Annotated in this window: 19 protein-coding genes; 9 read left to right on the forward strand and 10 right to left on the reverse strand. The window is 66.5% G+C overall.

Annotated elements, in window-relative coordinates; all coding sequences use genetic code 11:
- The first annotated feature begins 22 nt into the window (after window positions 1–22).
- Window positions 23–913, forward strand: coding sequence for a phosphoribosylaminoimidazolesuccinocarboxamide synthase (locus tag ACZY0X_RS06995; RefSeq protein WP_463768924.1), 891 nt, complete (start codon window positions 23–25; stop codon window positions 911–913).
- Window positions 910–3066: a S9 family peptidase gene (locus ACZY0X_RS07000; protein WP_463768925.1), complete on the forward strand. Its 2157-nt coding sequence runs from the start codon at window positions 910–912 to the stop codon at window positions 3064–3066. The genes ACZY0X_RS06995 and ACZY0X_RS07000 overlap by 4 nt, the downstream gene beginning before the upstream one ends.
- Here the strand turns inward: ACZY0X_RS07000 and ACZY0X_RS07005 are convergent.
- Window positions 2995–3441: a DoxX family protein gene (locus tag ACZY0X_RS07005; RefSeq protein ID WP_463768926.1), complete on the reverse strand. Its 447-nt coding sequence runs from the start codon at window positions 3439–3441 to the stop codon at window positions 2995–2997. The two genes, ACZY0X_RS07000 and ACZY0X_RS07005, sit on opposite strands and share 72 nt — an antisense overlap.
- 84 nt (window positions 3442–3525) lie before the next feature.
- Between ACZY0X_RS07005 and ACZY0X_RS07010 the strand changes: the two genes are divergently transcribed.
- On the forward strand, window positions 3526–4080 hold the full coding sequence (locus ACZY0X_RS07010) for a TetR/AcrR family transcriptional regulator (RefSeq protein ID WP_463768927.1): 555 nt from the start codon (window positions 3526–3528) through the stop codon (window positions 4078–4080).
- Here ACZY0X_RS07010 and ACZY0X_RS07015 read toward each other — a convergent pair.
- From ACZY0X_RS07015 to ACZY0X_RS07040, 6 genes are read right to left on the reverse strand one after another with little or no spacing between them, the layout of a single operon-like run.
- Window positions 4077–5543: an APC family permease gene (locus ACZY0X_RS07015; RefSeq protein ID WP_463768928.1), complete on the reverse strand. Its 1467-nt coding sequence runs from the start codon at window positions 5541–5543 to the stop codon at window positions 4077–4079. The two genes, ACZY0X_RS07010 and ACZY0X_RS07015, sit on opposite strands and share 4 nt — an antisense overlap.
- A gap of 40 nt (window positions 5544–5583) precedes the next feature.
- Complete coding sequence (locus ACZY0X_RS07020) at window positions 5584–6981, reverse strand: glutamine synthetase family protein (RefSeq protein ID WP_463768929.1); 1398 nt, start codon at window positions 6979–6981, stop codon at window positions 5584–5586.
- Window positions 6978–8636 (reverse strand): flavin-containing monooxygenase, encoded by a 1659-nt coding sequence (locus ACZY0X_RS07025; RefSeq protein ID WP_463768930.1) that lies wholly within the window; start codon window positions 8634–8636, stop codon window positions 6978–6980. Before ACZY0X_RS07025 ends, ACZY0X_RS07020 begins: the two co-directional genes overlap by 4 nt.
- A gap of 7 nt (window positions 8637–8643) precedes the next feature.
- Window positions 8644–9840: an iron-containing alcohol dehydrogenase family protein gene (locus ACZY0X_RS07030; protein WP_463768931.1), complete on the reverse strand. Its 1197-nt coding sequence runs from the start codon at window positions 9838–9840 to the stop codon at window positions 8644–8646.
- Window positions 9841–9853: 13 nt separating this feature from the next.
- Entirely contained in the window at window positions 9854–11239 is a 1386-nt protein-coding gene (locus ACZY0X_RS07035; RefSeq protein ID WP_463768932.1) for an aldehyde dehydrogenase family protein, read from the reverse strand.
- The gene (locus ACZY0X_RS07040; RefSeq protein WP_463768933.1) at window positions 11236–11982 is read right to left on the reverse strand and encodes a gamma-glutamyl-gamma-aminobutyrate hydrolase family protein; all 747 of its coding nucleotides are present in this window, start codon (window positions 11980–11982) and stop codon (window positions 11236–11238) included. The genes ACZY0X_RS07035 and ACZY0X_RS07040 overlap by 4 nt, the downstream gene beginning before the upstream one ends.
- A gap of 59 nt (window positions 11983–12041) precedes the next feature.
- Between ACZY0X_RS07040 and ACZY0X_RS07045 the strand changes: the two genes are divergently transcribed.
- From ACZY0X_RS07045 to ACZY0X_RS07055, 3 genes are all read left to right on the forward strand, one after another.
- On the forward strand, window positions 12042–12755 hold the full coding sequence (locus ACZY0X_RS07045; RefSeq protein WP_463768934.1) for a FadR/GntR family transcriptional regulator: 714 nt from the start codon (window positions 12042–12044) through the stop codon (window positions 12753–12755).
- Window positions 12756–12789: 34 nt separating this feature from the next.
- Window positions 12790–13284, forward strand: coding sequence for a glutathione peroxidase (locus ACZY0X_RS07050; protein ID WP_463768935.1), 495 nt, complete (start codon window positions 12790–12792; stop codon window positions 13282–13284).
- A gap of 95 nt (window positions 13285–13379) precedes the next feature.
- Window positions 13380–14084 carry a DUF2334 domain-containing protein gene (locus tag ACZY0X_RS07055; protein ID WP_463768936.1) on the forward strand — a complete coding sequence of 235 codons (705 nt, stop codon included), beginning with the start codon at window positions 13380–13382 and terminating at the stop codon, window positions 14082–14084.
- Between the two features lie 13 nt (window positions 14085–14097).
- On the opposite strand, the gene ACZY0X_RS07060 is transcribed toward ACZY0X_RS07055, so the two are convergent.
- The 3 genes from ACZY0X_RS07060 to ACZY0X_RS07070 are packed head-to-tail and all read right to left on the reverse strand — an operon-like array spanning window position 14098 to window position 17728.
- The gene (locus ACZY0X_RS07060; protein WP_463768937.1) at window positions 14098–15312 is read right to left on the reverse strand and encodes a four-carbon acid sugar kinase family protein; all 1215 of its coding nucleotides are present in this window, start codon (window positions 15310–15312) and stop codon (window positions 14098–14100) included.
- Window positions 15309–16310 carry a 4-hydroxythreonine-4-phosphate dehydrogenase PdxA gene (pdxA, locus tag ACZY0X_RS07065; RefSeq protein ID WP_463768938.1) on the reverse strand — a complete coding sequence of 334 codons (1002 nt, stop codon included), beginning with the start codon at window positions 16308–16310 and terminating at the stop codon, window positions 15309–15311. Before pdxA ends, ACZY0X_RS07060 begins: the two co-directional genes overlap by 4 nt.
- Window positions 16307–17728, reverse strand: a complete 1422-nt coding sequence (locus ACZY0X_RS07070; RefSeq protein WP_463768939.1) for an FAD-binding oxidoreductase — start codon at window positions 17726–17728, stop codon at window positions 16307–16309. The genes pdxA and ACZY0X_RS07070 overlap by 4 nt, the downstream gene beginning before the upstream one ends.
- A gap of 128 nt (window positions 17729–17856) precedes the next feature.
- On the opposite strand from ACZY0X_RS07070, the gene ACZY0X_RS07075 reads away from it, so the two are divergent.
- From ACZY0X_RS07075 to ACZY0X_RS07085, 3 genes are read left to right on the forward strand one after another with little or no spacing between them, the layout of a single operon-like run.
- Window positions 17857–19215 carry an MFS transporter gene (locus tag ACZY0X_RS07075; protein WP_463768940.1) on the forward strand — a complete coding sequence of 453 codons (1359 nt, stop codon included), beginning with the start codon at window positions 17857–17859 and terminating at the stop codon, window positions 19213–19215.
- 11 nt (window positions 19216–19226) lie between these two features.
- On the forward strand, window positions 19227–20195 hold the full coding sequence (locus tag ACZY0X_RS07080; protein WP_463768941.1) for a YhfZ family protein: 969 nt from the start codon (window positions 19227–19229) through the stop codon (window positions 20193–20195).
- Between the two features lie 23 nt (window positions 20196–20218).
- Window positions 20219–21889, forward strand: coding sequence for an FAD-binding dehydrogenase (locus tag ACZY0X_RS07085; protein WP_463768942.1), 1671 nt, complete (start codon window positions 20219–20221; stop codon window positions 21887–21889).
- Window position 21890 lies beyond the last annotated feature (1 nt).

The following is a 21890-nucleotide window of genomic DNA, read 5'->3' on the forward strand; positions in this document are numbered from 1 at the left end:
GCCGGGCCGATAGGCTTGCCCAATGCGCCCAGCTCTGTCGGACTACCAGCATTTGGCCAGCGGCAAGGTTCGCGAGTTGTATCGCATCGACGACCAGCATCTGCTGTTCGTCGCGTCGGACCGCATCTCGGCATTCGACTACGTCCTGGACAGCGCGATTCCCGACAAGGGCCGCGTCCTAACCGCGATGAGCGTCTTCTTCTTCGACCTCCTCGACGTGCCCAACCACCTGGCAGGCCCGCCCGATGACGCGCGGATCCCCGCCGAGGTCCTCGGCCGCGCGCTGGTGGTGCGCCAGCTCGACATGATCCAGGTGGAGTGCGTGGCTCGCGGCTACCTGACCGGATCGGGACTCATCGACTACCGCAAGACCGGCTCGGTGTGCGGTATCCAGCTGCCCGAGGGGCTCACCGAGGCCAGCAAGTTCGCCCAGCCCCTGTTCACCCCGGCGTCCAAGGCCGAGCTGGGACTGCACGACGAGAACATCACGTTCGACGACGTCATCGCGCTGGTCGGTGCCGAACGTGCCGGCCAACTGCGCGACGCCACCCTGGCGATCTACAACAAGGCGGCCGAGCACGCGCTGAGCCGGGGGATCATCCTCGCCGACACCAAGTTCGAGTTCGGCGTCGATGCCGACGGAAATCTGGTGCTGGCCGACGAGGTCTTCACCCCCGACTCGTCCCGCTACTGGCCGGCTGACACCTATCAGGCGGGTGTCGTGCAGCCCAGCTTCGACAAGCAGTTCGTCCGGAACTGGCTCACCAGCGGAGACTCCGGGTGGGATCGCGGCGCAGAGGTGCCGCCACCACCACTGCCGTCAGACGTCGTGGCCGCCACCAGAAATCGTTACATCGAAGCCTACGAACGTATTTCGGGGCTCAAGTTCGCGGATTGGATCGGAAACGAATGACGAGTACACCGCCGGCAGCCAAGCGTGTCGACCACCGACGCGAGCATCACGGCGACGTCTTCATCGACCCCTACGAGTGGCTGCGCGACAAGTCGAACCCCGATGTCATCGCCTACCTCGAGGCGGAGAACGCCTACACCGAGACGCAGACCGATCATCTCGAGCCGTTGCGGCAACAGATCTTCGACGAGATCAAGGCCCGCACCAAGGAGACCGACCTCTCCGTGCCAACCCGTCGCGGTGACTGGTGGTACTACGGGCGCTCCTTCGAGGGCAAGCAGTACAGCGTGCACTGCCGTTGCCCGCTAACCGATCCCGACGACTGGACGCCGCCGCAGTTCGACGAGCACACCGAGGTTCCGGGTGAGGTGATACTGCTCGACGAGAACGTCGAAGCCGAGGGACACTCCTTCTTCTCCATGGGTGCGGCGACGGTGAGCGTCGACGGTCACACCCTGGCGTACTCGGTCGACGTGGTCGGCGACGAGCGCTACACGTTGAAGTTCAAGGACTTACGGACCGGTGAGCTCTACGAGGACTCCATCGTGGGCATCGGAGCCGGTGCCACCTGGGCCGCGGACCATCGCACGATCTACTACGTCACGGTCGACGATGCATGGCGGCCCGACACCATCTGGCGTCACCGCATCGGCGCGGGCCTGCCCGCCGAGAAGGTCTACCACGAACCCGACGAGCGGTTCTGGGTGGCCGTCGGCCGCACGCGCAGTGACAAGTACCTCTTCATCGCCGCGGGTAGCTCGGTCACCACCGAGGTGCTCTACGGTGATGCCGCCGACCCGGAGGCCACGTTCACCTCGGTGCTGCCGCGGCGCGAACTGGTCGAGTACTCCGTCGAGCACGCCGTGGTCGGTGGCGAGGACCGCTTCCTGATCCTGCACAACGACGGCGCCGAGAACTTCACCCTCGTCGAGGCGCCGGTCAACGATCCCACCGCGTTCCGCACGCTCATCGAGCACCGGGAGGACGTCAGGCTCGACGGGGTCGACGCCTTCGACGGCCTGCTCGTGGTGAGCTACCGCAGCGAGGCGCTGCCGCGGACTCAGTTGTGGCCCATCTATGCCGACGGCAACTACGGTCACCCCGCGGAGATCGAGTTCGATACGGAGTTGACCTCGTCGGGGTTGGCGGGCAACCCGAACTGGTCGGCACCGCGCTTGCGAGTGGCCACCACCTCGTTCGTGGTGCCCCTGCGCGTGTACGACATCGATCTGGCGTCGGGCGAGCGAATCCTGCTGCGCGAGCAGCCCGTGCTTGGCGACTACCGCCCCGACGAGTACGTCGAGCGGCGGGACTGGGCGATCGCCCCCGACGGGGCGCGCATCCCGGTCTCGATCATTCACCGTGCCGGGCTGCAGTTCCCGGCGCCGACGCTGATCTACGGCTACGGCGCCTACGAGTCCTGCGAGGATCCCCGGTTCTCCATCGCGCGGCTGTCGCTGTTGGATCGCGGTATGGCCTTCGTCATCGCGCACGTGCGCGGGGGTGGCGAACTGGGCAGGCCGTGGTACGAGCACGGCAAGTTGTTGGAGAAGAAGAACACCTTCACCGACTTCATCGCGGTGGCAAGGCATCTCGTCGACACCGGGGTGACACGCCAGGAGAACCTGGTCGCGCTCGGTGGCAGCGCGGGCGGTCTGTTGATGGGTGCGGTGGCGAACATGGCACCCGAGATGTTCGCCGGAATCCTGGCGCAGGTGCCGTTCGTGGACGCCTTGACCACGATCCTGGATCCCTCGCTGCCGCTGACCGTGACCGAGTGGGACGAGTGGGGTAACCCGCTCGCGAACGAGGACGTCTACCGGTACATGAAGTCCTACACGCCGTATGAGAACGTCGAGGCCAAGCAGTACCCGGCCATTCTGGCGATGACGTCGCTCAACGACACCCGGGTCTACTACACCGAGCCGGCGAAATGGGTTGCGGCACTGCGGCACGCGCAGCTGGACCCGGCCAAGGACGCACCCCGTGTCCTGCTGAAGACCGAGATGACCGCCGGGCACGGTGGGATCAGTGGACGCTACGAACGGTGGCGGGAGGCGGCGTTCCAGTACGCGTGGTTGCTAGCCACTGCCGACGGCGACCACCACGGCGGCGGCGAGATAGACCACCTCTTCCGCGGTTCTCAGGTCTAGTCGCGACTTCATCGACTTGGGTGGGTTGGGTATCCGGGCCGCATAGACGTTGGCGGGGAACATGATGAGCATCAGGACGAACAGGCACGCTGCCGCGGCCACTCGTGTGGGCGGGTAGAGCAACCCTGCGGCGCCGAGCAGTTCGAGCACGCCGGTGATGCTCACCAGCAAGGCGGGCGCTGGCATTCGTGGCGGGACGATGGCGATCATGTCGCGTCGCATCCCCGGCGCGAAGTGCGCGCCGCCCGTCATCGCGAACATCACGGCGAGGCCGACGGCGATGGCCTGTGGCCATCCGTCGACGTAGTCGACCCCCAGCCATCCGACGACACGAGCCGCGAGGCTTCCGAGCACCAGTGCGAGGAACACGGCCATGGTGGCACTCCTAATCTAGACAGTGGCAAGATAACCGTATCAGCGATCTATCCGCTGTCAAGATTCCCGGCTACGATCACGAACGTGAGCAAGGAGACCTACCACCACGGCGATCTGCGGGCCGCCATCCTGGCCGAGGCGGCCGTACTGGTGGCCCAACGCGGAGCGGACGGCATCTCGCTGCGCGAACTCGCCCGCGCGGCCGGCGTCTCGCACGCGGCACCGGCGCACCACTTCGGCGACCGCCGCGGCCTGTTCACCGCGCTGGCGGCCGAGGGCTACCGACTGCTGGCCGCCGCGCTAGCTGCGGCCGCGCCGGATTTCATCGACGCCGCCAAGGCCTACGTCCGGTTCGCGCTCGACCACCCCGGCCACTACGCGGTGATGTTCGACAGGTCGCTGTACGACGACACCGATCCCGGACTCGTCGAGGCGGAGGCCGCCGCGGCGGATGAACTCAATCGCGGTGTCGGCACGCTGGGCGACGCCAAGGCCAAGGCCGACCCCGAGGGTGCCGCGCTCGCCGCGTGGTCGATGGTGCACGGGTTCGCACTGCTGTGGCTCAACGGCGCAATCGACACCGCGGGCGACCCCATCGACACCGTCGAGCGCATCGCCAGAATGCTCTTCGACGACTAGCGCGTTTCGGGAATGGAGTCGTCGCCATCGGCCAGCGACGTACCGACGCGCTCCATCACCTCCGGACGCTTGCGCAGGGTGTACAGGAGAAGCGCAATGCCGATCACGACCCATCCGAGGTACACGAACGGCAGTGCGCCGTAGATGCCGTCCTGCAACGGCCACACTGTCTTGTACAGCGGGTATAGGAAGACGAGCGAGCCCAGGACGCCGAGCACGCCGTGGCGGAAGAGCTTGAACTCCCCGATGCGCCGCATGTAGCGGACCATGCCGAGATTCGTGAATATGTAGGACACCAGGAACGCGATGGAGATGAGGAACCCGAAGTACCCCCACACATTGAACGGGCCCACTAAGAAGGCCAGCGGTACGCCGAGCAGCATCGACAGCACGCCCATCACCGCGACCGCGACGCCCGGAGTCTGGCGTGCGGACACCTTCGCCAGGTGGTGCGGCAGTACCCGTTCCCGCCCGAGCGTGTAAAGCACCCGCGCACCGGCAATGAATGCCGTCTGGCTGAACGCCAGGATGCTGCTGACGGTGGCCAATACGACGACAGCGAGTCCGGCTTTGCCCCAATATGATTGGGCGATCGTCTGCAGTGGCGCGGGGTCTTCGCCGAATTCGGCCATCTTGTCGATGCCGTATCCATAGACCATGGCGTACGCGATGACGATGTAGAAGATCGGAACGACCACCGCGGCGGCCCACAACCCGCGAGGAATCTGGCTCTTGGGGTTCTTGACCTCCAGTCCCAGTGTGGCGCCCTCCTCGATGCCCACATGGGAGAGCACCGCGTAGGTCATCGCCAGCCCCACCCCGCCCCAGCCCAGTCCCGCCGCCGAGGAAATGTCGAACGGGACGGTACCGAAAGTGTCACCCGACTGTGGCCCGGAGACGAAGATCCACAGCGCCAGCCCAATCAGAACCACCATCTCGAAGCCCAGCAAGCCGAGCGCCGCGTGCAGTGACTGTGCGATGCCCAGGTACGCCAGCACGCAGACGTAACTCAGTGCGGCGAAGGTGAATACCCACCACGGCACCTGCACATCGAACTGGCTGCTGAGCCATTCCTCGACCCACCCGCCGAACACCGCGAAACCGGCTGCGGAGAAGACGAGGTAGGCGCCGACGAAGACCCAGCCGTAGACGAATCCCGCGTTGACTCCCCATGCCTTCGAGTTCCATGTGTAGAGCCCACCGGATGTCGGCAGCCTTTTGGAGAACTCAGCGAAGGTGTTGACCAAGAGCAGGATTCCCGGCCAGACCAGAACGAAGGCGAGCACCAGGGCAGCGCCGGCGAACTGACCCATGAACTGAAGGTTCAGCGCGATCACCGATGCGGGTCCGCACCCGGCCACCGAGAGCACCGCAACCTGTTTCCAGTTGATGTTGGCACGCCGCAGCGTGGCCTCTTCGGTGTCCGGTGCCGGTGTTGCCTCGCGCTCTGCGGGTTTGGACATGGCTGGCTGGTTCCCTTCCACTATCGATGGTCCGGTGTTCTCACATTGGTTCCAGATAACGGGCGACTTCCCAATCGGTCACCGCGGTCGCCTGGGCATTGAGCTCGGCCCTCTTCATTTCGACGTAGTGAGCCACGAAGTCGTCACCGAGCCAGTGCCGGGCGACGTCGCTTGTCTCCAGCAGATCAATGGCATCGGCGAGTGTGGTCGGAAGGCCGACAACCTCGTCCTCGCTGAGGCCGTAGACATCGGCGTCACTGAGATCGCCGGGTTCGATCGCGTTGGCTAACCCGTGCAACCCGGCCGCTAGAACGGCGGCGGTCGCGATGTAGGGATTGGCGTCGCCGCCGGGCTGGCGATGCTCCAGTCGGGTGCCGTACTCGCCCTCACGGATCACTCGCAGGCCCACCGAGCGATTGTCGATGCCCCACGTTGCGGTCGTGCCGGCCCATGAGTAGGGCACGAAACGCCGGTATGAGTTGGGTGTCGGCGCCATCAGCGCGGTGAACTCGCGCATGGTGCTCAGAACGCCACCGGCGAAGTGCCGCATGGTCTCCGACAACTGCTGTGGTTGGGTCGCATCGAAGAACACGCCGTGCCCGTCGTGGTCGCGGAGGCTGATGTGCACATGGCAGCTGTTGCCCGCCCAGTCCGAATGTGGCTTCGCCATGAAGGTGGCCAGCAGATCGTTCTGCGCTGCCACCTCCTTGACCGCTGACTTGAACAGGAAGGCGTCGTCGGCCGCCTTCAGACTGGGTCCGTACTTCAGCGTGATCTCGAACTGGCCGGGCCCGGTCTCCGGATTACATGCCTCGACCGGTAGTCCGTAGTCGAGCATCTGACTGCGGATGAGCGCGCCGATGTCCTCTTGAAGTGACCCGAGTACGACGCCGTACGTGCTCGGCGCCTCCTGTAGCGGCACCAGGTCTGCGCACCGCTTGTGGTGGAATGTGCCTGCCTGTTCCCGCAGGAGATAGAACTCGAGTTCCACCGCACTCAGTGACTCGTAGCCGATGTCCCGAGCGCGATCGACGACGCGGCGCAACACGCTTCGCGGCGAGATGGGAACCGCGCCTGCGTCATCGGGAAGGTGCCAGTCGCAGAGCAGCAGCGCGGTGTCTGCGTGCCACGGCACGATCCGCAGGGTCGCCAGGTCGGGAACGGCGTGGATATCCGGGTAGCCGTTCCGCTCGGAAGGGAAGTATCCGCGGTGACCCGCAGGCCTTGCCACCAAATCGGATTCGTCGACGTGCAGGACCCAGAAGACATCGCAGACCGGAAGCCCTTGTGTCAGAACCGTCTGCAGGTGTCCGATCGGAACGCGCTTCCCACGCATCACCCCGTGGGTATCGCAGCCACCCAGTACGATGGTGGTAACGCCCTGGGTCTCCAGTCGCGAAACAACCTCTGCGGCATCTGAATTGGTCGTACTGGTCATGCCCGGGCTCCCTCTGCAGCGACGTCGCTGGCGTGACCCAGCTCGAATCCCTCATAGCCATTCGAAGCGACCTGTTCGCATTCCTCACGGTATTGACCGCAGCCGGCTACATAGGGCATGAAGACGCGCGGCTTTCCGGCAATGTTGGCGCCGAGGTACCACGAGTTGGCCTTGGGGTACAGCGTGTCGGCCGCGATTCCGGCAACGTGGTCCATCCACGCGGCCTCGGCCGCGGGCGTGGCTTCGATGCGATCGCATCCGTGCCCACGAAGGTGGACCAGACAATCCGCGATCCAGTCGACATGTTGTTCGATGGATACCAGCATGTTGCTCAGCACCGATGGGCTGCCTGGCCCGGTGATCATGAACAGGTTCGGGAAGCCGGCGGACTGTAGCCCCAGGAGGGTCCGAGGCCCGTCGGCCCACGCCTCGCTGAGGAGCCGTCCGTCGGTTCCCCTGATCTCGATGTCGGCCAAAGCGCCGGTGATCGCGTCGAATCCGATCGCGAAGACAATGGCGTCGACGTCGATCTGGCGATCAGTCAGGCGGACACCGGTGCGGGTGATCTCGTCGACGGGGCTTGACCGGACATCGATGAGTTCGACGTTGTCGCGGTTGTAGGTCTCGAAGTATCCGATGTCGGTGCAGGTGCGTTTGGTCCCGATGTGATGCTGCGGGGAGAGCAGTTCCGCGGTGCGCGAGTCATCGACGAGGTGCCGGATCTTTCCGCGGGCGAACTCCTGCGCGCTGTGGTTGGCGTCCTCGTCGACGAAGAAGTCGGTGAACGCCGCCGACAGCGCGTTGATCCCCCCTCGTTGCCAGCCTTCCTCGTAGCGCTGCTGCCGCTGTTCCACACTGGCCTCGGACGTCGCCTGCGTCGGCGGTGGATGCGGGATTCCGGCGTCGGAGGTCTGGCAGATCCGGCGTCGCTGTGCGAAGCCTGCGATCGCCTCCTCGAATTCCGCGTCGCCGAGCGGTCGATTGTGGGCAGGCATGCTGTAGTTCGGCGTGCGCTGCAGCACGTAGAGCTGCGCCGCTTGCTCGGCAATGCGTGGGATCGCCTGGATGCCCGATGAGCCGGTGCCGATCACCGCCACGGTCTTTCCGGTGAAGTCCACCGGCTCGTGCGGCCAGCGGCCCGTGTGGTACCACTCTCCGGAAAACTGCTGCAGACCAGGGAAATCGGGTTGCTTGGCGACCGACAGGCATCCGGTCGCCATGATGCAGTGGGTGGCGCGGACCGTTTGGCCGTTGTCGAAGCCGAGGGTCCAGTCGTGGCTGCTCTCGCTCCACTGCGCGGTTTCGATCGTCGTGCTGAAGGTGATGTCCCGGCGGAGATCGAATCGATCTGCCACATACCGGATGTAGGCGAGGATCTCAGGTTGGGCCGCATACCGCTCGGTCCACCGCCAGGTGCGGGTCAACTCCGTGTCGAATGAGTATGAGTAGTCGATACTTTCGATGTCGCACCGCGCACCGGGATAGCGATTCCAGTACCAGGTGCCGCCCACGTCGTCGGCTCGCTCCACGATTCGTGCCGTGAAGCCCAGTTGCCTCAGACGATAGAGCATGTAAAGCCCGGAGAAGCCCGCCCCCACGATCACAGCGTCGAGGTGACCGCCGTGGTCCGGCTTCGAATGTGTAGGTGTGTCCATCTGATTCCTAACCCTCCGTCGGGGCCAGTTCGCGCGCGGACAGGGCAAGCGCGGCGGTGAACAATTGCTTGACTTCCTCGGATCGCCAGGGCTCAGGAGACATCGATATGAAGTAGTCCGCGAGGCTCATTTCACTCAGCCTGTCGATGTCGTTCGCTGTGACCCCGAGGTCGGCGAGCACTGGGAACGTCAGGTCGGTGAGGAGCTGCCGGACTGCGGTCACCAAGCGGGAACCATCGCGAATACCGCTGTCGGGCAGGCCCCACGCGTCTGCGACCCGCTCCAGTTGATCGGGGATGAACTGGCGTTCGCGCTCCAACGTCTCGGCCAGGACAAGCCCGATGGTCAAACCGTGTGGTGCACCGGTCAATCCGCCGATCGCCTGACCTAGTGAATGCTCAGCCGTGCAATCGGAGATGTTCATCGCAAGGCCCGCCATCATGCTTCCGCACGACATGGCAGATCGGGCGCCAGCGTCGTTGCCGTCGCGGTAGGCGGTCAGCAGTGAGTTGCCGATCAGGCGCACCGCTTCCAGGGCGATCGCATCGCCGATCGGTGTGCGGACGGTGGCCACCATCGCTGCGATCGCCTGAGCCAGTGCATCGATACCGGTGTTGGCCGTCATCGCCGGAGGCATGCTCCAAGTCAGCACAGGATCGACCACCGCATACTGGGCGCGCAGATTCGGGTGCGCGATCCCGGCTTTGCGGCCGGTTTCCGGGTCCGAGACCACCGAGCCGCCGGATACCTCCGAACCCGTTCCGGCGCTGGTCGGTACCGCGACCAGCGGTAGGGACGGCTCGGGGTAGCCGGGCGCGGAGTCGAGGAACTCCGAGAACGACATATCGAGTTGGTGGCATAGCCGCGCGGCCTTGGCGGTGTCGATGACCGAGCCGCCGCCGATCGCGACGAGCACATCGGCCGCGTGCTCTCCCAACCGCGCAGCCAGGGCGTCGACCATGGCGAGCGTCGGTTCACCGGCGGGTTTGTCGGCGCGCACGATCGTCAGCCCCGAGCCGGCGAGATGGTCCAGAACGGCGGCGACCGCCGGGTTGTAGATGTCGATCTTCTCGTCGGTGATCACCAGGACGGTTCTCGCACCGATCCTGGACAACAGGTCGGGTAGTTCGAGCGCGCGGTTGTCACCGAAACTGACGCGGACCGGCAGGTGATTGGCGAACGAACTGATGGCGGGTGTCTGCATGGCTCTCCAGATTTCAGTTGGGGGAGGGGGTTGCCGAGGTGTCCGGCTTGGTCGATACGAAGATGTTCTTCAACTCGGTGTAGGCCAACGGCGCGTCGGCGCCGAGCTCTCGCCCCAGGCCGGACTGTTTGAAGCCGCCGAACGGTGTGTTGATCCGCACCGACGTATACGAATTGACAGCAAGCGCACCGGCTTCGATGGCCCGGGCCATGCGGAGACCACGGGCTCCGTCCCGGGTCCAGACGGAACCGGCGAGACCGTACTGCGAATGGTTGATTCGGCGCACGACCTCGTCTTCGCTGTCGAACGGGAGGACGCAGGTGACCGGCCCGAATATCTCTTCGCGGGCAGCCGGATGGTCGTCGTCGATCGGGTGCAAGACGGTGGGCGGATACCAGAATCCGGGTCCGTCTGGTACCGAGCCCTGAAACGCCACAGGCGCGGAATCAACATAGGATGCAACACGATTGCGTTGAACACCTGAGATCAGCGGGCCCATCTGCGTGGCCTCGTCGAGGGGGTCGCCAACGCGGATCGCCAGGGTGGCCGCCTTCAACTCCTCGAGGAATTGATCGAGCACCGGCCGTTGCACGAAGACCCGGGACCGCGCGCAGCAGTCCTGGCCCGCGTTGCCGAACACGGCATCGACGAGGCCATGCGCGGCGGCCCGGATGTCGGCGTCGGCGAACACCGCGGACGCCGATTTCCCGCCGAGCTCGAGGGTCACGCGCTTGAACTGTGCGCCGGCGCGCTGACTGATGTCGCGGCCGACCACGGTCGATCCGGTGAAGGCGATCTTGCCTACGCCTGGATGCTCGACGAGCGCTTTCCCGGCGACGGGTCCTGTGCCTACGACGACGTTGACGAGTCCATCGGGCACACCGGATTCGGCGCAGATTCGGGCCAGCTCCATTGCGGTCAGTGGCGTGAGTTCCGAGGGCTTCAGCACGATTCCGTTGCCCGCGGCCAGCGCCGGGGCGACCTTCCACGTCGCAATCGATAGCGGAAAGTTCCACGGAGTGATCAGCCCAACCACCCCGATCGGCTCATGGAAGGTCATGTCGATACCGTCGGCGACCGGGATGGTGGCGCCCAGAAGTCGCTCTGGCGCAGCCGCGTAGTACCGGAACGCTGATGCCGCGCCGGCCACAAGCCCGCGCGCGTCGTTGATTGGCATTCCGACATTGCGGGCCTCCAGCCGCGCCAGGTGCTCCGCTTCGCTCTTGATGGCCATCGAGATGGCCAGGAGAATCTCGGCCTTGTGCGTGGGACTCGTAGCGCGCCAGACCAATTGAGCCGCGGCTGCTCGTTCGACAGCGCGATCGACGGCGGCACCGTCCGAAAGTGGAACCTCGGCCAGAACTTGGCCAGTGGCCGGTTCCAGGACAGACGTGATCATGACACCCTCTCTTCGACTGATCGACTGCATCGGGCCGCCGACGCAGCGCTGACAAACGCACGGAACAGGTCGTCCATCGCGGGATCCTCCGGGTGCCACTGCACACCCAACGAGAACCGCCGGTCTGGCCACTCGATGGCTTCGACCCCGTGATCGGGAAGTGATACCGCCGCGATATGCCCGCCCCTGCCGATGCTGGCGACGCCTTGGTGGTGGTGCGAGTTGACGTCCCGAAGGTCGGCGAGACCGCAGCGGGCCAACAGGCTGCCCGGTGTCACTCGAACTGCGTGGTGGGTGGCCTCGTCCAGTCGGCCGGGTGCGGGACGGTGCTGCCCGTAACCGGAATCGACGAGATGCTGGTGGAGGGTTCCGCCGGCCGCGACGTTGAGGATCTGCAAGCCGCGGCATATCCCGAGCACCGGAATATCGCGTTCCTGTGCAGCACGGGCAAGCCGCAACTCGAAAACGTCGCGGGCATGGTGGGTCTCCTCCATGCGCGCAGTGGCCGTTTCGCCATAGTGCTCGGGTCCCACGTCGGTGCCGCCAGCCAACACGATCCCGGCTGCCAGCCCCGCGAGCTCATCGATGTCGGCGTCGAGAGAGGGGACGAGGATCAGCGGCTGGCCGCCGGCCCGGGTCACGGCGTCGAGGTAGGTCTGCGCGGTTAATACGGCAGGCTGTGACCAGAACCCCCAGCTGGCCTGGGCCGGCACACCCGATATCGCGATGAGGGGGCGTCTCAACGCCTTGGTCCTATTTGCATACCACGGGACCTTAGAGCCAAGTGCGGTAGAGTGCAACGGTGTACGAGGACTTTCTCCTGCAGCCGCTTGAGACGCCACCCGCGTACTCGGCAGTCGTCGACCGAGTGCGGCGCGCCATTGCGCTCGGCGCAGTACTTCCCGGAGACCGCCTGCCGACTGAGCGCGCGCTGGCTGCCGGAATGCAGGTGTCGCGAGTGACCATTCGAGAAGCAATGCGCGTCCTGCAAGGTGAAGGGCTGGTCGTCACGAAACGGGGCAGCAGCGGCTCGATGGTGGCGCCGTCGGTGGCGCGGCTGCAAATCGGTGACGACAAGGAAAGCCTGCGTGAGGTTTTCGAGTTGCGGCTGGCGGTCGAGACGATGACCGCACGGCTCGCCGCTGACCGGGGCGCGCCCGCCGATATCGAGCGACTCGACGCCTGCCAGAATGCGCTGAAGTCCAGCACCGACGTGCATGCCTTTCGGCAAGCCGACTCCGAGTTCCACCTCCTGGTCGCGCACATGAGCGGCAACAACATGCTGCAGCAGGCGGTCGAGGACGCGCGGGCATCGGTCTTCTCGGAACTGGATCGCCACGAGTTCGCCCTCATCTACGAGTCGTCGATCCGGGGGCACTCGGCAGTGATCGAGGCCATCAGGAAACGCGAACCGGCTGCGGCAGCTGCCGCCATGGCCGCGCATATCGAAGAGGGCTGCGACGAGGTGATCTCGGTGCTGTCCGAGGACTGCTCAGTGCAGGACCATGCCTCTTGACCGGTGCGCCAACCCGTTGGGTAGCGTCAGCGCCATGACGCAGTCCGTGACCGACATCGCCCTGACCACCCTCGACGGCAAGCCCACCACGTTGGCCGAATTGTCGGACGGCGCAACGCTGGTCGTCAACGTCGCCTCCAAGTGTGGCCTGACCCCGCAGTACACCGCGCTGGAGAAGCTGGCCAAGGAGTACGGCGATCGCGGGCTGACGGTCGTCGGTGTGCCGTGCAACCAGTTCATGGGCCAGGAGCCCGGGACGCCCGAGGAGATCGCCACGTTCTGCTCGTCGAGCTACGGCGTGACGTTCCCGCTGCTGGCCAAGGTCGACGTCAACGGTGACGGCCGGCACCCGCTGTACGCCGAACTCACGAAGGCCGCCGACGCCGAGGGCGCATCCGGCGACGTGCAGTGGAACTTCGAGAAGTTCCTGCTGGCACCCGGTGGTGAGGTCGTCAACAGGTTCCGGCCGCGCACCGAGCCCGACGCCCCCGAGGTGATCGGCGCCATCGAGGCCGTCCTGCCGAAGTAACGCAGCTGGGTTGATTGCCCACCCACCACCCAAACGTCAACTCCCGCCCACGTGTCCGTCACCGTCGGGACACCTTGCGTTGCCATACTGCGGGCGTGGCTGGACAGCTGATCGTCTCGGTCTCCGGGATCAGGGACCGCACACTGGCCGACGCCGTGGCGTTCCGCGCCGAGCTCGAACGGCGCCGGGTTCCGGCGTCGCTGCTCGTGGCGCCGCGGCTCAAGGGTGGCTACCGGCTCGAGGCCGATCCGGGCACCGTCGACTGGCTGACACAGCGCCGGGCCGACGGTGACGCCGTCGTGCTGCACGGTTACGACGAAGCGGCGACCAAGAAGCGCCGCGGCGAGTTCGCGACGCTACCCGCGCACGAGGCGAACCTGCGATTGATGGGCGCCGACCGGGTGCTCGAACATCTCGGGCTGCGCACCAGGCTGTTCGCCGCACCGGGCTGGACTGTCTCACAAGGCACGGTTACCGTGCTGCCCCGCAACGGCTTCCGGCTGCTGGTCGGGATCAGCGGGATCACCGACCTGGTCCGTCAGACGACGCTTCGAGCGCGGGTCCTCGGGATCGGTGGGGGATTCCGCGCCGAGACGTGGTGGTGCCGGACGCTGGTCCTGTCCGCCGAACGAACGGCGCGGCGATCCGGGACCGTCCGGATCGCGGTCGCGGCCGGTCAGCTGGCGCAGTCCGGTCCACGGCAGGCCGCGCTCGACGCCATCGACCTGGCGCTCATGCACGGGTGCACCCCTGCGGTGTACCGGTGGGCGCCCATGCCGGCAATGACGGACGCCGCCTGAGCGTTCGAGGTTCCTAGAACTGCGCGGTCGCCTTCTCCAGCAGCCGGCGGGCGGCATTGAGGATGTCGTCACGGGCGCCGAACGCGCCCGGTTTGGTCAGGATGAAGGGCCGCTCACCGGATTCCTCGACGGCCAGCGGGACACCTGCGCTGACTTCGTTGGTGACGGTGAATCGGTGCCAGCCGATCCGGTCGCAGATGGCACCCGTGGTCTCGCCGCCGATGAAGTAGACGCCGGCGCCTGGTATCGCCCCGAGGGCATCAGCGAACGGGGCCGCGAGACGCTCGGCGAGGTCGCGCTCTGTCCAGCCCGCCGCATGCCGATGCGTGGTGACGCTTCGTTCGGTGACGCCCGGATCAGTGTGTACGACGACGACCGGGCTGCGACTCGCGGACGCCAACCCGCACACCCGTGCGCGTTCGTCGTCGTCGTCATCGCCGCCGGCGACGAGCCGGCCGATGTCGATGACGATCTCATCCGCGCCCTCGTCGACGAGCCGACGGAGCTGCGCGGTGGTCGCCGGGTTGGCCGAGCCGGCGAGCACCAGCAGCCGTTCCGTGGTGGGCAGGGCGGCTGACTGCGTCGATTCCCCGCTCCTGAAAGCCGTACCGAGACCATAGGTTCCGGCGAAATCGGTGATGCCCACGGCACGCGATCCGCTGACCACCGCGTCGAGATCGTCCTGCGTCATTGCATCGGCCAGCACTGACCGGGCGGCGTGGCCGGCGAGCCAGGCCGCCACCGCTTCGCCACCGCAGCGGACGGTGTCGAGGGGAAGCAGGGCGGGCGGCTCCTCGAGCACCCCCGACAGGAGGGCGGCGACATCGCGCAAGGGATCGGCGGCGCGGTACTGACGTCCGCCCCGCACTCCGAGCGATACAGCCGGACAGGCCGGAGCGATTACGACCGTGCCGTCACTATCGGCGACGAAGGCTGCGAGTTCGGTGCCAACATTTCCCTTCAGGGTGCTGTCGATCTTCTTCATGGTGATGCCGACGCCGAGCTCGCGCGCGATACGGCGAGCCCGCAGGACGGCGACCGCCGCATCCTCCGGCGCGATGTATCGGCTGCCGGTCTCGACCACCACGGAGCGACCGCGCACGGGGTCGCTCTGGCCGAGGCGCACGATGTCGACCTCCGGGCCCCCGTCCCTGGCGATCTCACCCGCGACGGCGGCGCCGCCGGTGAGATCGTCGGCGACGATGCCGAGCAGGGGCCGGGAGGTCACGCGCGCCGACCGGCCGCTGCGGCGGGCGATCCGAGCTGAGTGGCCAGCGCGACGGCACGCGCCAGCAGGCTCGGCGAAGCCAGACCCTGCCACGCGATGTCGAACGCGGTGCCGTGGCCTGCTGTCGTCCGGATGATCGGCAGGCCGGCGGCATAGGTGACGTAGCCGTAGCGCTTGAGCGGGATGGTGCCCTGGTCGTGGTACATCGCGAGGACCGCGTCGACCTTGCCTGCCTCGTGCGCGGCGAACAGGCTGTCCGCGGCCATTGGGTCGCCCAGGTCCATGCCCTTGGCACGGCAGCGCTCAACCGCGGGGGCGATCTCGTCGATCTCCTCGCGGCCAAGGACGCCGTTCTCCCCGGCGTGTGGATTGAGACCGGCGATGCCGATGCGCGGGTTGTCGATGTGGAAGTGCTGCCGCATCGCCTGATGCAGCTCGCCGAGGATCCGCTCGATTCGGTCGGATTTGACTCGGGCCACCGCCTCGAGCATCGAACAGTGCGCGCTGACAAGGCTCACCCGCAGGGGTCCGCCGACCAGGATGGTGTGGAATGCGGTGGTGTCGGTGAGGTGGGCGTAGATCTCGGTCTGCCCCTCGAAGTGGTGGCCGGCGAGATTGAAGGCCTCTTTGTTGGCCGGCGCCGAACAGGTGGCGATGATGTCGCCGTCGAGGGCAAGCTTCGCGCTGAGCTCGATGGCGTCCACCGCCGCCTGACCGCACGCTGCGGACACGGCACCGGGCACGACGGCGTCGGCATCCAGCGGTACGTCCAGGACGTATGCCACGCCGGGTGCTCGCTCTGCCTGCGCGACGTCATCGATCGCCCGAACTTCGGCCGGCATGCCAACTGCGGCCGCGACGCGGCGCAGCAGTGCGGCGGAGCCGATCAACACGACGGGCGCATCCGGCATCAGGTCTGGATCGGTGGCGACCCGCAGGCTGATCTCGGGACCGATGCCGGCCGGGTCACCGATGGTGATGGCAACTGGGCGGCTCATCGGACGGCCTCCCGCTGCTGCGCGGGGATCCCCAGCTTGCCTGGGGCGAGCAGTCCCTGTGGGTCGAGCGCGTGCTTGACCGCCGCGAGGACTCGGAGGCTGTCACCGTGTTCCATGGTCATCCATTCCTTTCTGGCTTCCCCCACACCGTGGTGGTGGCTGATCGACCCGCCATGCTCGAGGACCGTCCGCAGGGTCGCATCCCACGCGGACCGGTAGCGGGCTCGGGCACCGGCGGCATCGGGTCCTGAGACGAAGAAGATGAAGTAGATCGCGCCGCCGTTCGGATAGAAGTGGCTGTAGTGGGCGTAAGCCTTGTCGGCATGCGGCGCAAGTGCTTCGAGTACCCGCGTGTGCAGCACTTCGAGCTGCGACCACCCGGCGGAAACCTCGATCGCATCGGCATAGTCGTGTGTTCCGGCGTTTCCGCGGTCGAGCCAGCTCGCGTCGAAGCGGGTGCGCTCCCACACCTCTCCCGGGGTGGCACCGAGATCCTTGCCACCAAGGGTGCTTGTGACGTGCAGTGCGGCGGCCTGCTCGGTCTCAATCACCAGAGGGTGCCCGTCGAAGCCGAGGATGAGTAGCGCGCCACCGGGTTCGAGGCCACTCTTGACGAAGATGTGCTCCGCTTCGGCCGGGTCGTACAGGCGAATCACTGCGGGAGTGATGCCACCGTCCAGCATTGTGCGGACCGCGGCGATACCCGACCCGAGCGAGGTGAAGGCGATTCCACGGAACATGCTGGCGGCCGCGAGTGGCAGGGTTCGCAACGTGACCGCAGTGATCACGCCGAGTGTGCCCTCGCTTCCGACGAACAGCTGCGCGATACTCGGCCCGGTTGACGAGCGCGGTGAGGCTTTCGTGGTGATCACCGATCCGTCGGCCAATACGACTTCCAGGCTTACCAGCAGGTCCTCGATGTTGCCGTACTTGCTGCTGAAGGTGCCCGACGAGCGAGTCGCGACGAGACCGCCGACGGTTGCCAGCGGTAGGGACTGTGGGTAGTGCGGCAGTCGGCGGCCCCGGTCGTTGAGCATTCGCTCGAGATCGGCGCCGATCATGCCGGCCGACACGGTGACTTCCCCGAGTTCGTCGTCGAACAGCGGCGAGGAGGTCAGCCCGGACACGTCGAGGCTGACGAAGTCGCCCCTGGAGACGACCCCGCCGACGACACCCGAGCCGCCGCCGTAGGGGATGACAGTGACGTCGTGAAGGGAGGCCGCCTTGAGGGTGGCCGCCACGTCGGCCGTCGACGTGGCCAGGACAACCGCTGCCGGCGAATGGTGCTGGGCCTCCTCGGCGGTCCATTTCGCGGCCTCGGGCCACCGGTCTCGGGAGTGACGCGATATCTCGCCGGGTTCGGTGGTCACCGCGAGCGTCGGACGCGTCGCGGCCAGGTGGGAGAGGAACGATTGCATATCCGGGTGGCCTTCTCTCAATGGGTTGGGTCAAGTGGGCGAAAGTTGTTCCCAATTCTCAATATACAACGTACTGTTTAATGAGTCTAAGTGGAACGCAGATCTTCCAACCTTCAGAGAGGTGCGTCGTGTCACAGTCCGTCCGCCACCCCGGGGCGTCCCCCGCCCGCACCGACAAACCGCCGCGGGGCGGCCGGTTTCGCCTCCGGTGGGTGATCCTGGCGGCGACCGCCGTGGTGCTCGTGCTCAACTACGCGGACCGGGCCGCATTCAGCGTGGCCGGACCGCACATCATCGAGGAACTGGATCTCACCGAGACGCAATTCGGCCTGCTGGCCAGCGCCTTCTTCTTCGGCTACGTGCCGTTCGCGTTCATCGGCGGGTGGCTGTCCGACCGCTACGGACCCCGGTCGATCATGGGCATCGCCATCGCGTGGTGGTCGGTGTTCACCGCGCTCACCGGCGCCGGCGTCAACTTCGCCGTGATGTTCGTAGTCCGTGTGTTGTTCGGTTTCGGTGAGGGCCCCCAGGGGTCGGTCGGCACCAAGACGATGAACAACTGGTTCCCGCAGCGTCAGATCTCCACGGCGATGGGGCTCACCCAGGCGGCCACGCCGCTCGGTGGCGCCATCGGCACCCCGGTCGTCGTCCTTCTGATCACGGTGTTCGACTGGCGGGTCGCGTTCGTGGCTCTCGGCGTGCTGGGTCTGTTCTGCACCATCGGCTGGTTCGCGATCGTCCGTGACACCCCCGAAGAGCATCCGTGGGCCCGACTGGAGGACGTCGTGGATCGCCACCAGCGCCTGGCCGCTCCGATCGACACGGCACGCAACACCGATGAGGACAGCGATGACGTGCCGCCGATGCGGCACTACTTCAGGAACCCGCTCATCCTGGCCACCGCTGTCGCGTTCTTCGGCTACGCCTGGGTGCTCTACACGTTCCTGACATGGTTTCCCGTCTACCTCTCCGACGCCCGCGGGGTCGCATTCAAAGACCTGGCGATCAGCGGTTCCATCCCCTGGGTATTCGGCGTGATCGGCCTCATCGCCGGGGGACTGGTCACCGACGCGATCGTCCGGCGCAACGCAAAGCCCATCGCCACCCGCGCGTGGGTGATCGTGGTGGGCCTACTCATCACCGCCGGCGGTTTCGTCCTGACCGGCGTCGTCGCCAGTACCACCAGCGCAGTCATGCTGATGGCGCTGGTCGTGTTCGCGCTCTACTTCACCTGCGCGCAGTACTTCGCCATCGTCACCGACATCGTCCCCGGTCGCCGGGTCGGCGGCGTCATGGGATTCGTCCATTCCATCGCCAACCTCGCCGGAATTCTGTCGCCCATCGTCGTCGGCACGATCGTCGAGCGCACCGACAACTGGGCGCTGACATTTGGGATCAGCGCCGGGATCTGCGCCGTCGGGGCCCTGGTGCTGGCTGTGTTCAGCCGCGCCAGGTTCATCGCCGGCGCGGCCGCCAGGCGCGACTAATCTAGTGAGCCATGCAGACCTCGGCTCGCGCGGCAGCCCCAAATGCGCCGACGCGCGAGCCGGAGTCGCCGCAGCAGCGCGCCACCGTCGCCATCGCCCGCATGCTGTTGACACGTAGCCCAGGCGAGCGGATACCCAACGTCAACGACCTGCGTGCGGAGATCGGCGTCGGCGCGGGCACCGTGCAGAAGGCGCTGGTGGAGTTGCAGGCGCACGGGCTCGTCACACTCAACTCCAAGCCGCGATACGGGACCTACATCGTCGACTGGCAGCTCGGCGGACTGTGGGAGGCAGCGGCGCTGCCGGGCTTCACCATCCTGCTTCCGCTGCCGAACAGTTGGGAGTTTCACGGCCTGGCCAGTGGCCTGCGGGTAGTGCTCGACGCACTGTCGATGCGGTCCACCTTCCTGTTCGGCCACGGGTCAGAACAGCGGGCCGCGGCGCTCGAGTCCGGTAAGGCGCAGGTGGCAGTGATGTCGGAACATGCCGCTGAGGTGGTGTCGGCGCCGGGTTCGGGTCTACGGGTGCAGCATTCGCTGGGACCCGGTACCTACTACGCGCCCGATTCGGTTGTCGTGCTGGCTCGTACGCCGCGCAGCGATACCGGGCAGAACCCCCGCATCGGCATCGATCGCTCGTCCGACGACCATGTGGCGTTGACGCAACGGGAGTTCCCCGGGGCGACCTACGTCGACGTCAGCTACTCCCACATCCCGACAGCCCTCACCAGGGGTCACATTGACGCCGCAGTCTGGCATCGCACCGCACTCGGTCTCTCGCTGGCAGATCAGGAACTCGTGACCTGGACCCCGATCTCGGCGAGTATCACCGACTCTGGTGGCGCCGACCTGAGCGCCGCTGCACTGGTCGTGAACGACAGCGACCCGTTCACGCAGAGCGTCCTGCGGGCCGCTGCACTCGATGACATTGTCGCGGTGCAACAAGCCGTCGTTCGCGGCGACGCTTTACCCACCTACTGAGCGTTCGAAGCTAGGTTGGCGTCATGGCTGACATGGGAGCTGCCCCGGCGGCGACGTCGAGCGCTGACGTGATCGTGGTGGGTGCCGGGCTCGCGGGGCTGGTGGCCGCATGTGAGGTGGTCGACCGGGGACGGTCGGTGCTGATCGTCGACCAGGAGAACGCCGCCAACCTCGGTGGTCAGGCCTTCTGGTCGTTCGGTGGGCTGTTCTTCGTCGACAGCCCCGAGCAGCGCAGGCTCGGCATCCGCGACAGCTACGAGCTGGCACTGCAGGACTGGATGGGCACCGCCGGATTCGACCGCGCCGAGGACCACTGGCCGCGGCAGTGGGCCAACGCCTACGTCGACTTCGCGGCGGGCGAGAAGCGCAGCTGGCTCCGCGAGCGCGGTCTGCAGACATTCGCACTCGTCGGGTGGGCCGAGCGCGGCGGGTACGACGCCCGAGGGCACGGCAACTCCGTGCCGCGTTTCCACATCACGTGGGGCACCGGGCCGGCGATCGTCGACGTGTTCGCGCGCCGGCTGACCAACCATCCGCAAGTGCGATTCGCCCACCGCCACCGCGTCGACGAACTCATCGTCGAGGCCGGTGCGGTGACAGGTGTTCGTGGCGCGGTGCTCGAGCCGTCATCGGCCGCGCGCGGTGTGGCGTCATCTCGGAACGTCCAGGGCGAGTTCGAGTTCCGGTCGTCCGCGGTGATCGTGGCCAGTGGTGGCATCGGCGGCAACCACGACCTGGTGCGCGCCAACTGGCCCGCCCGCATGGGCCGGGTGCCCGAGCAGTTGCTGTCCGGGGTGCCCGCGCACGTCGACGGCAGGATGCTCGGCATCAGCGAGGCCGCGGGCGCGCACCTGATCAATGGCGACCGGATGTGGCACTACACCGAGGGCATCACCAACTACGACCCGATCTGGCCCGATCACGGTATTCGCATCCTGCCGGGCCCGTCATCGCTGTGGCTCGACGCGACCGGTCGACGCCTGCCCGCGCCGCTGTATCCAGGGTTCGACACGCTGGGCACGCTGGAGTACATCGCCAAGACCGGCCACGACTACACCTGGTTCGTGCTGAACGCCCGCATCATCGCCAAGGAGTTCGGGCTGTCCGGTCAGGAGCAGAATCCTGACCTGACGGGCGCCAGCGTGCGCCAGGTGCTGGCCCGCGTGAAGCCCGGGGCGCCTGCGCCCGTTCAGCGATTCGTCGACCGTGGCGTCGACTTCGTCACGGCGAATTCGTTGCAGGAGTTGGTGTCCAAGATGAACGCCGTCCCCGACGTTGAACCGCTGGACTACGCCGTGGTGGCCGATGAGGTCACCGCGCGCGACCGTGAGGTGGTCAACAAGTACACCAAGGACAGTCAGATCACCGCGATCCGCGGGGCGCGCAACTACCTGGCCGACCGGATCAGTCGCGTCGTCGCACCGCACCGGCTCACCGACCCGAAGGCGGGCCCGTTGATCGCGGTGAAGCTGCACATCCTGACCCGGAAGTCGTTGGGCGGCATGGAGACCGATCTGGACGCGCGAGTCCTTAAGGCCGACGGTGAGGTGCTCGACGGGTTGTACGCCGCCGGTGAGGCCGCCGGTTTCGGTGGAGGCGGTGTGCACGGCTACCGGTCACTTGAGGGCACGTTCCTGGGGGGCTGTGTGTTCTCCGGTCGTGCCGCGGGTCGTGCCGCCGCGCGCGACGCCTAGA

This window comes from Mycobacterium sp. IDUB_39, from assembly GCF_055419205.1.

Coding starts and splice junctions, on each gene's coding strand:
- ACZY0X_RS07035 (WP_463768932.1), bottom strand. CDS start 11,239: ATGATCACGTCTGTCCTGGAACCGGCCACTGGCCAAGTTCTGGCCGAG.
- ACZY0X_RS07020 (WP_463768929.1), bottom strand. CDS start 6,981: ATGACCAGTACGACCAATTCAGATGCCGCAGAGGTTGTTTCGCGACTG.
- ACZY0X_RS07000 (WP_463768925.1), top strand. CDS start 910: ATGACGAGTACACCGCCGGCAGCCAAGCGTGTCGACCACCGACGCGAG.
- ACZY0X_RS07050 (WP_463768935.1), top strand. CDS start 12,790: ATGACGCAGTCCGTGACCGACATCGCCCTGACCACCCTCGACGGCAAG.
- ACZY0X_RS07070 (WP_463768939.1), bottom strand. CDS start 17,728: ATGCAATCGTTCCTCTCCCACCTGGCCGCGACGCGTCCGACGCTCGCG.
- ACZY0X_RS07015 (WP_463768928.1), bottom strand. CDS start 5,543: ATGTCCAAACCCGCAGAGCGCGAGGCAACACCGGCACCGGACACCGAA.
- ACZY0X_RS07025 (WP_463768930.1), bottom strand. CDS start 8,636: ATGGACACACCTACACATTCGAAGCCGGACCACGGCGGTCACCTCGAC.
- ACZY0X_RS07030 (WP_463768931.1), bottom strand. CDS start 9,840: ATGCAGACACCCGCCATCAGTTCGTTCGCCAATCACCTGCCGGTCCGC.
- ACZY0X_RS06995 (WP_463768924.1), top strand. CDS start 23: ATGCGCCCAGCTCTGTCGGACTACCAGCATTTGGCCAGCGGCAAGGTT.
- ACZY0X_RS07005 (WP_463768926.1), bottom strand. CDS start 3,441: ATGGCCGTGTTCCTCGCACTGGTGCTCGGAAGCCTCGCGGCTCGTGTC.
- ACZY0X_RS07085 (WP_463768942.1), top strand. CDS start 20,219: ATGGCTGACATGGGAGCTGCCCCGGCGGCGACGTCGAGCGCTGACGTG.
- pdxA (WP_463768938.1), bottom strand. CDS start 16,310: ATGAGCCGCCCAGTTGCCATCACCATCGGTGACCCGGCCGGCATCGGT.
- ACZY0X_RS07080 (WP_463768941.1), top strand. CDS start 19,227: ATGCAGACCTCGGCTCGCGCGGCAGCCCCAAATGCGCCGACGCGCGAG.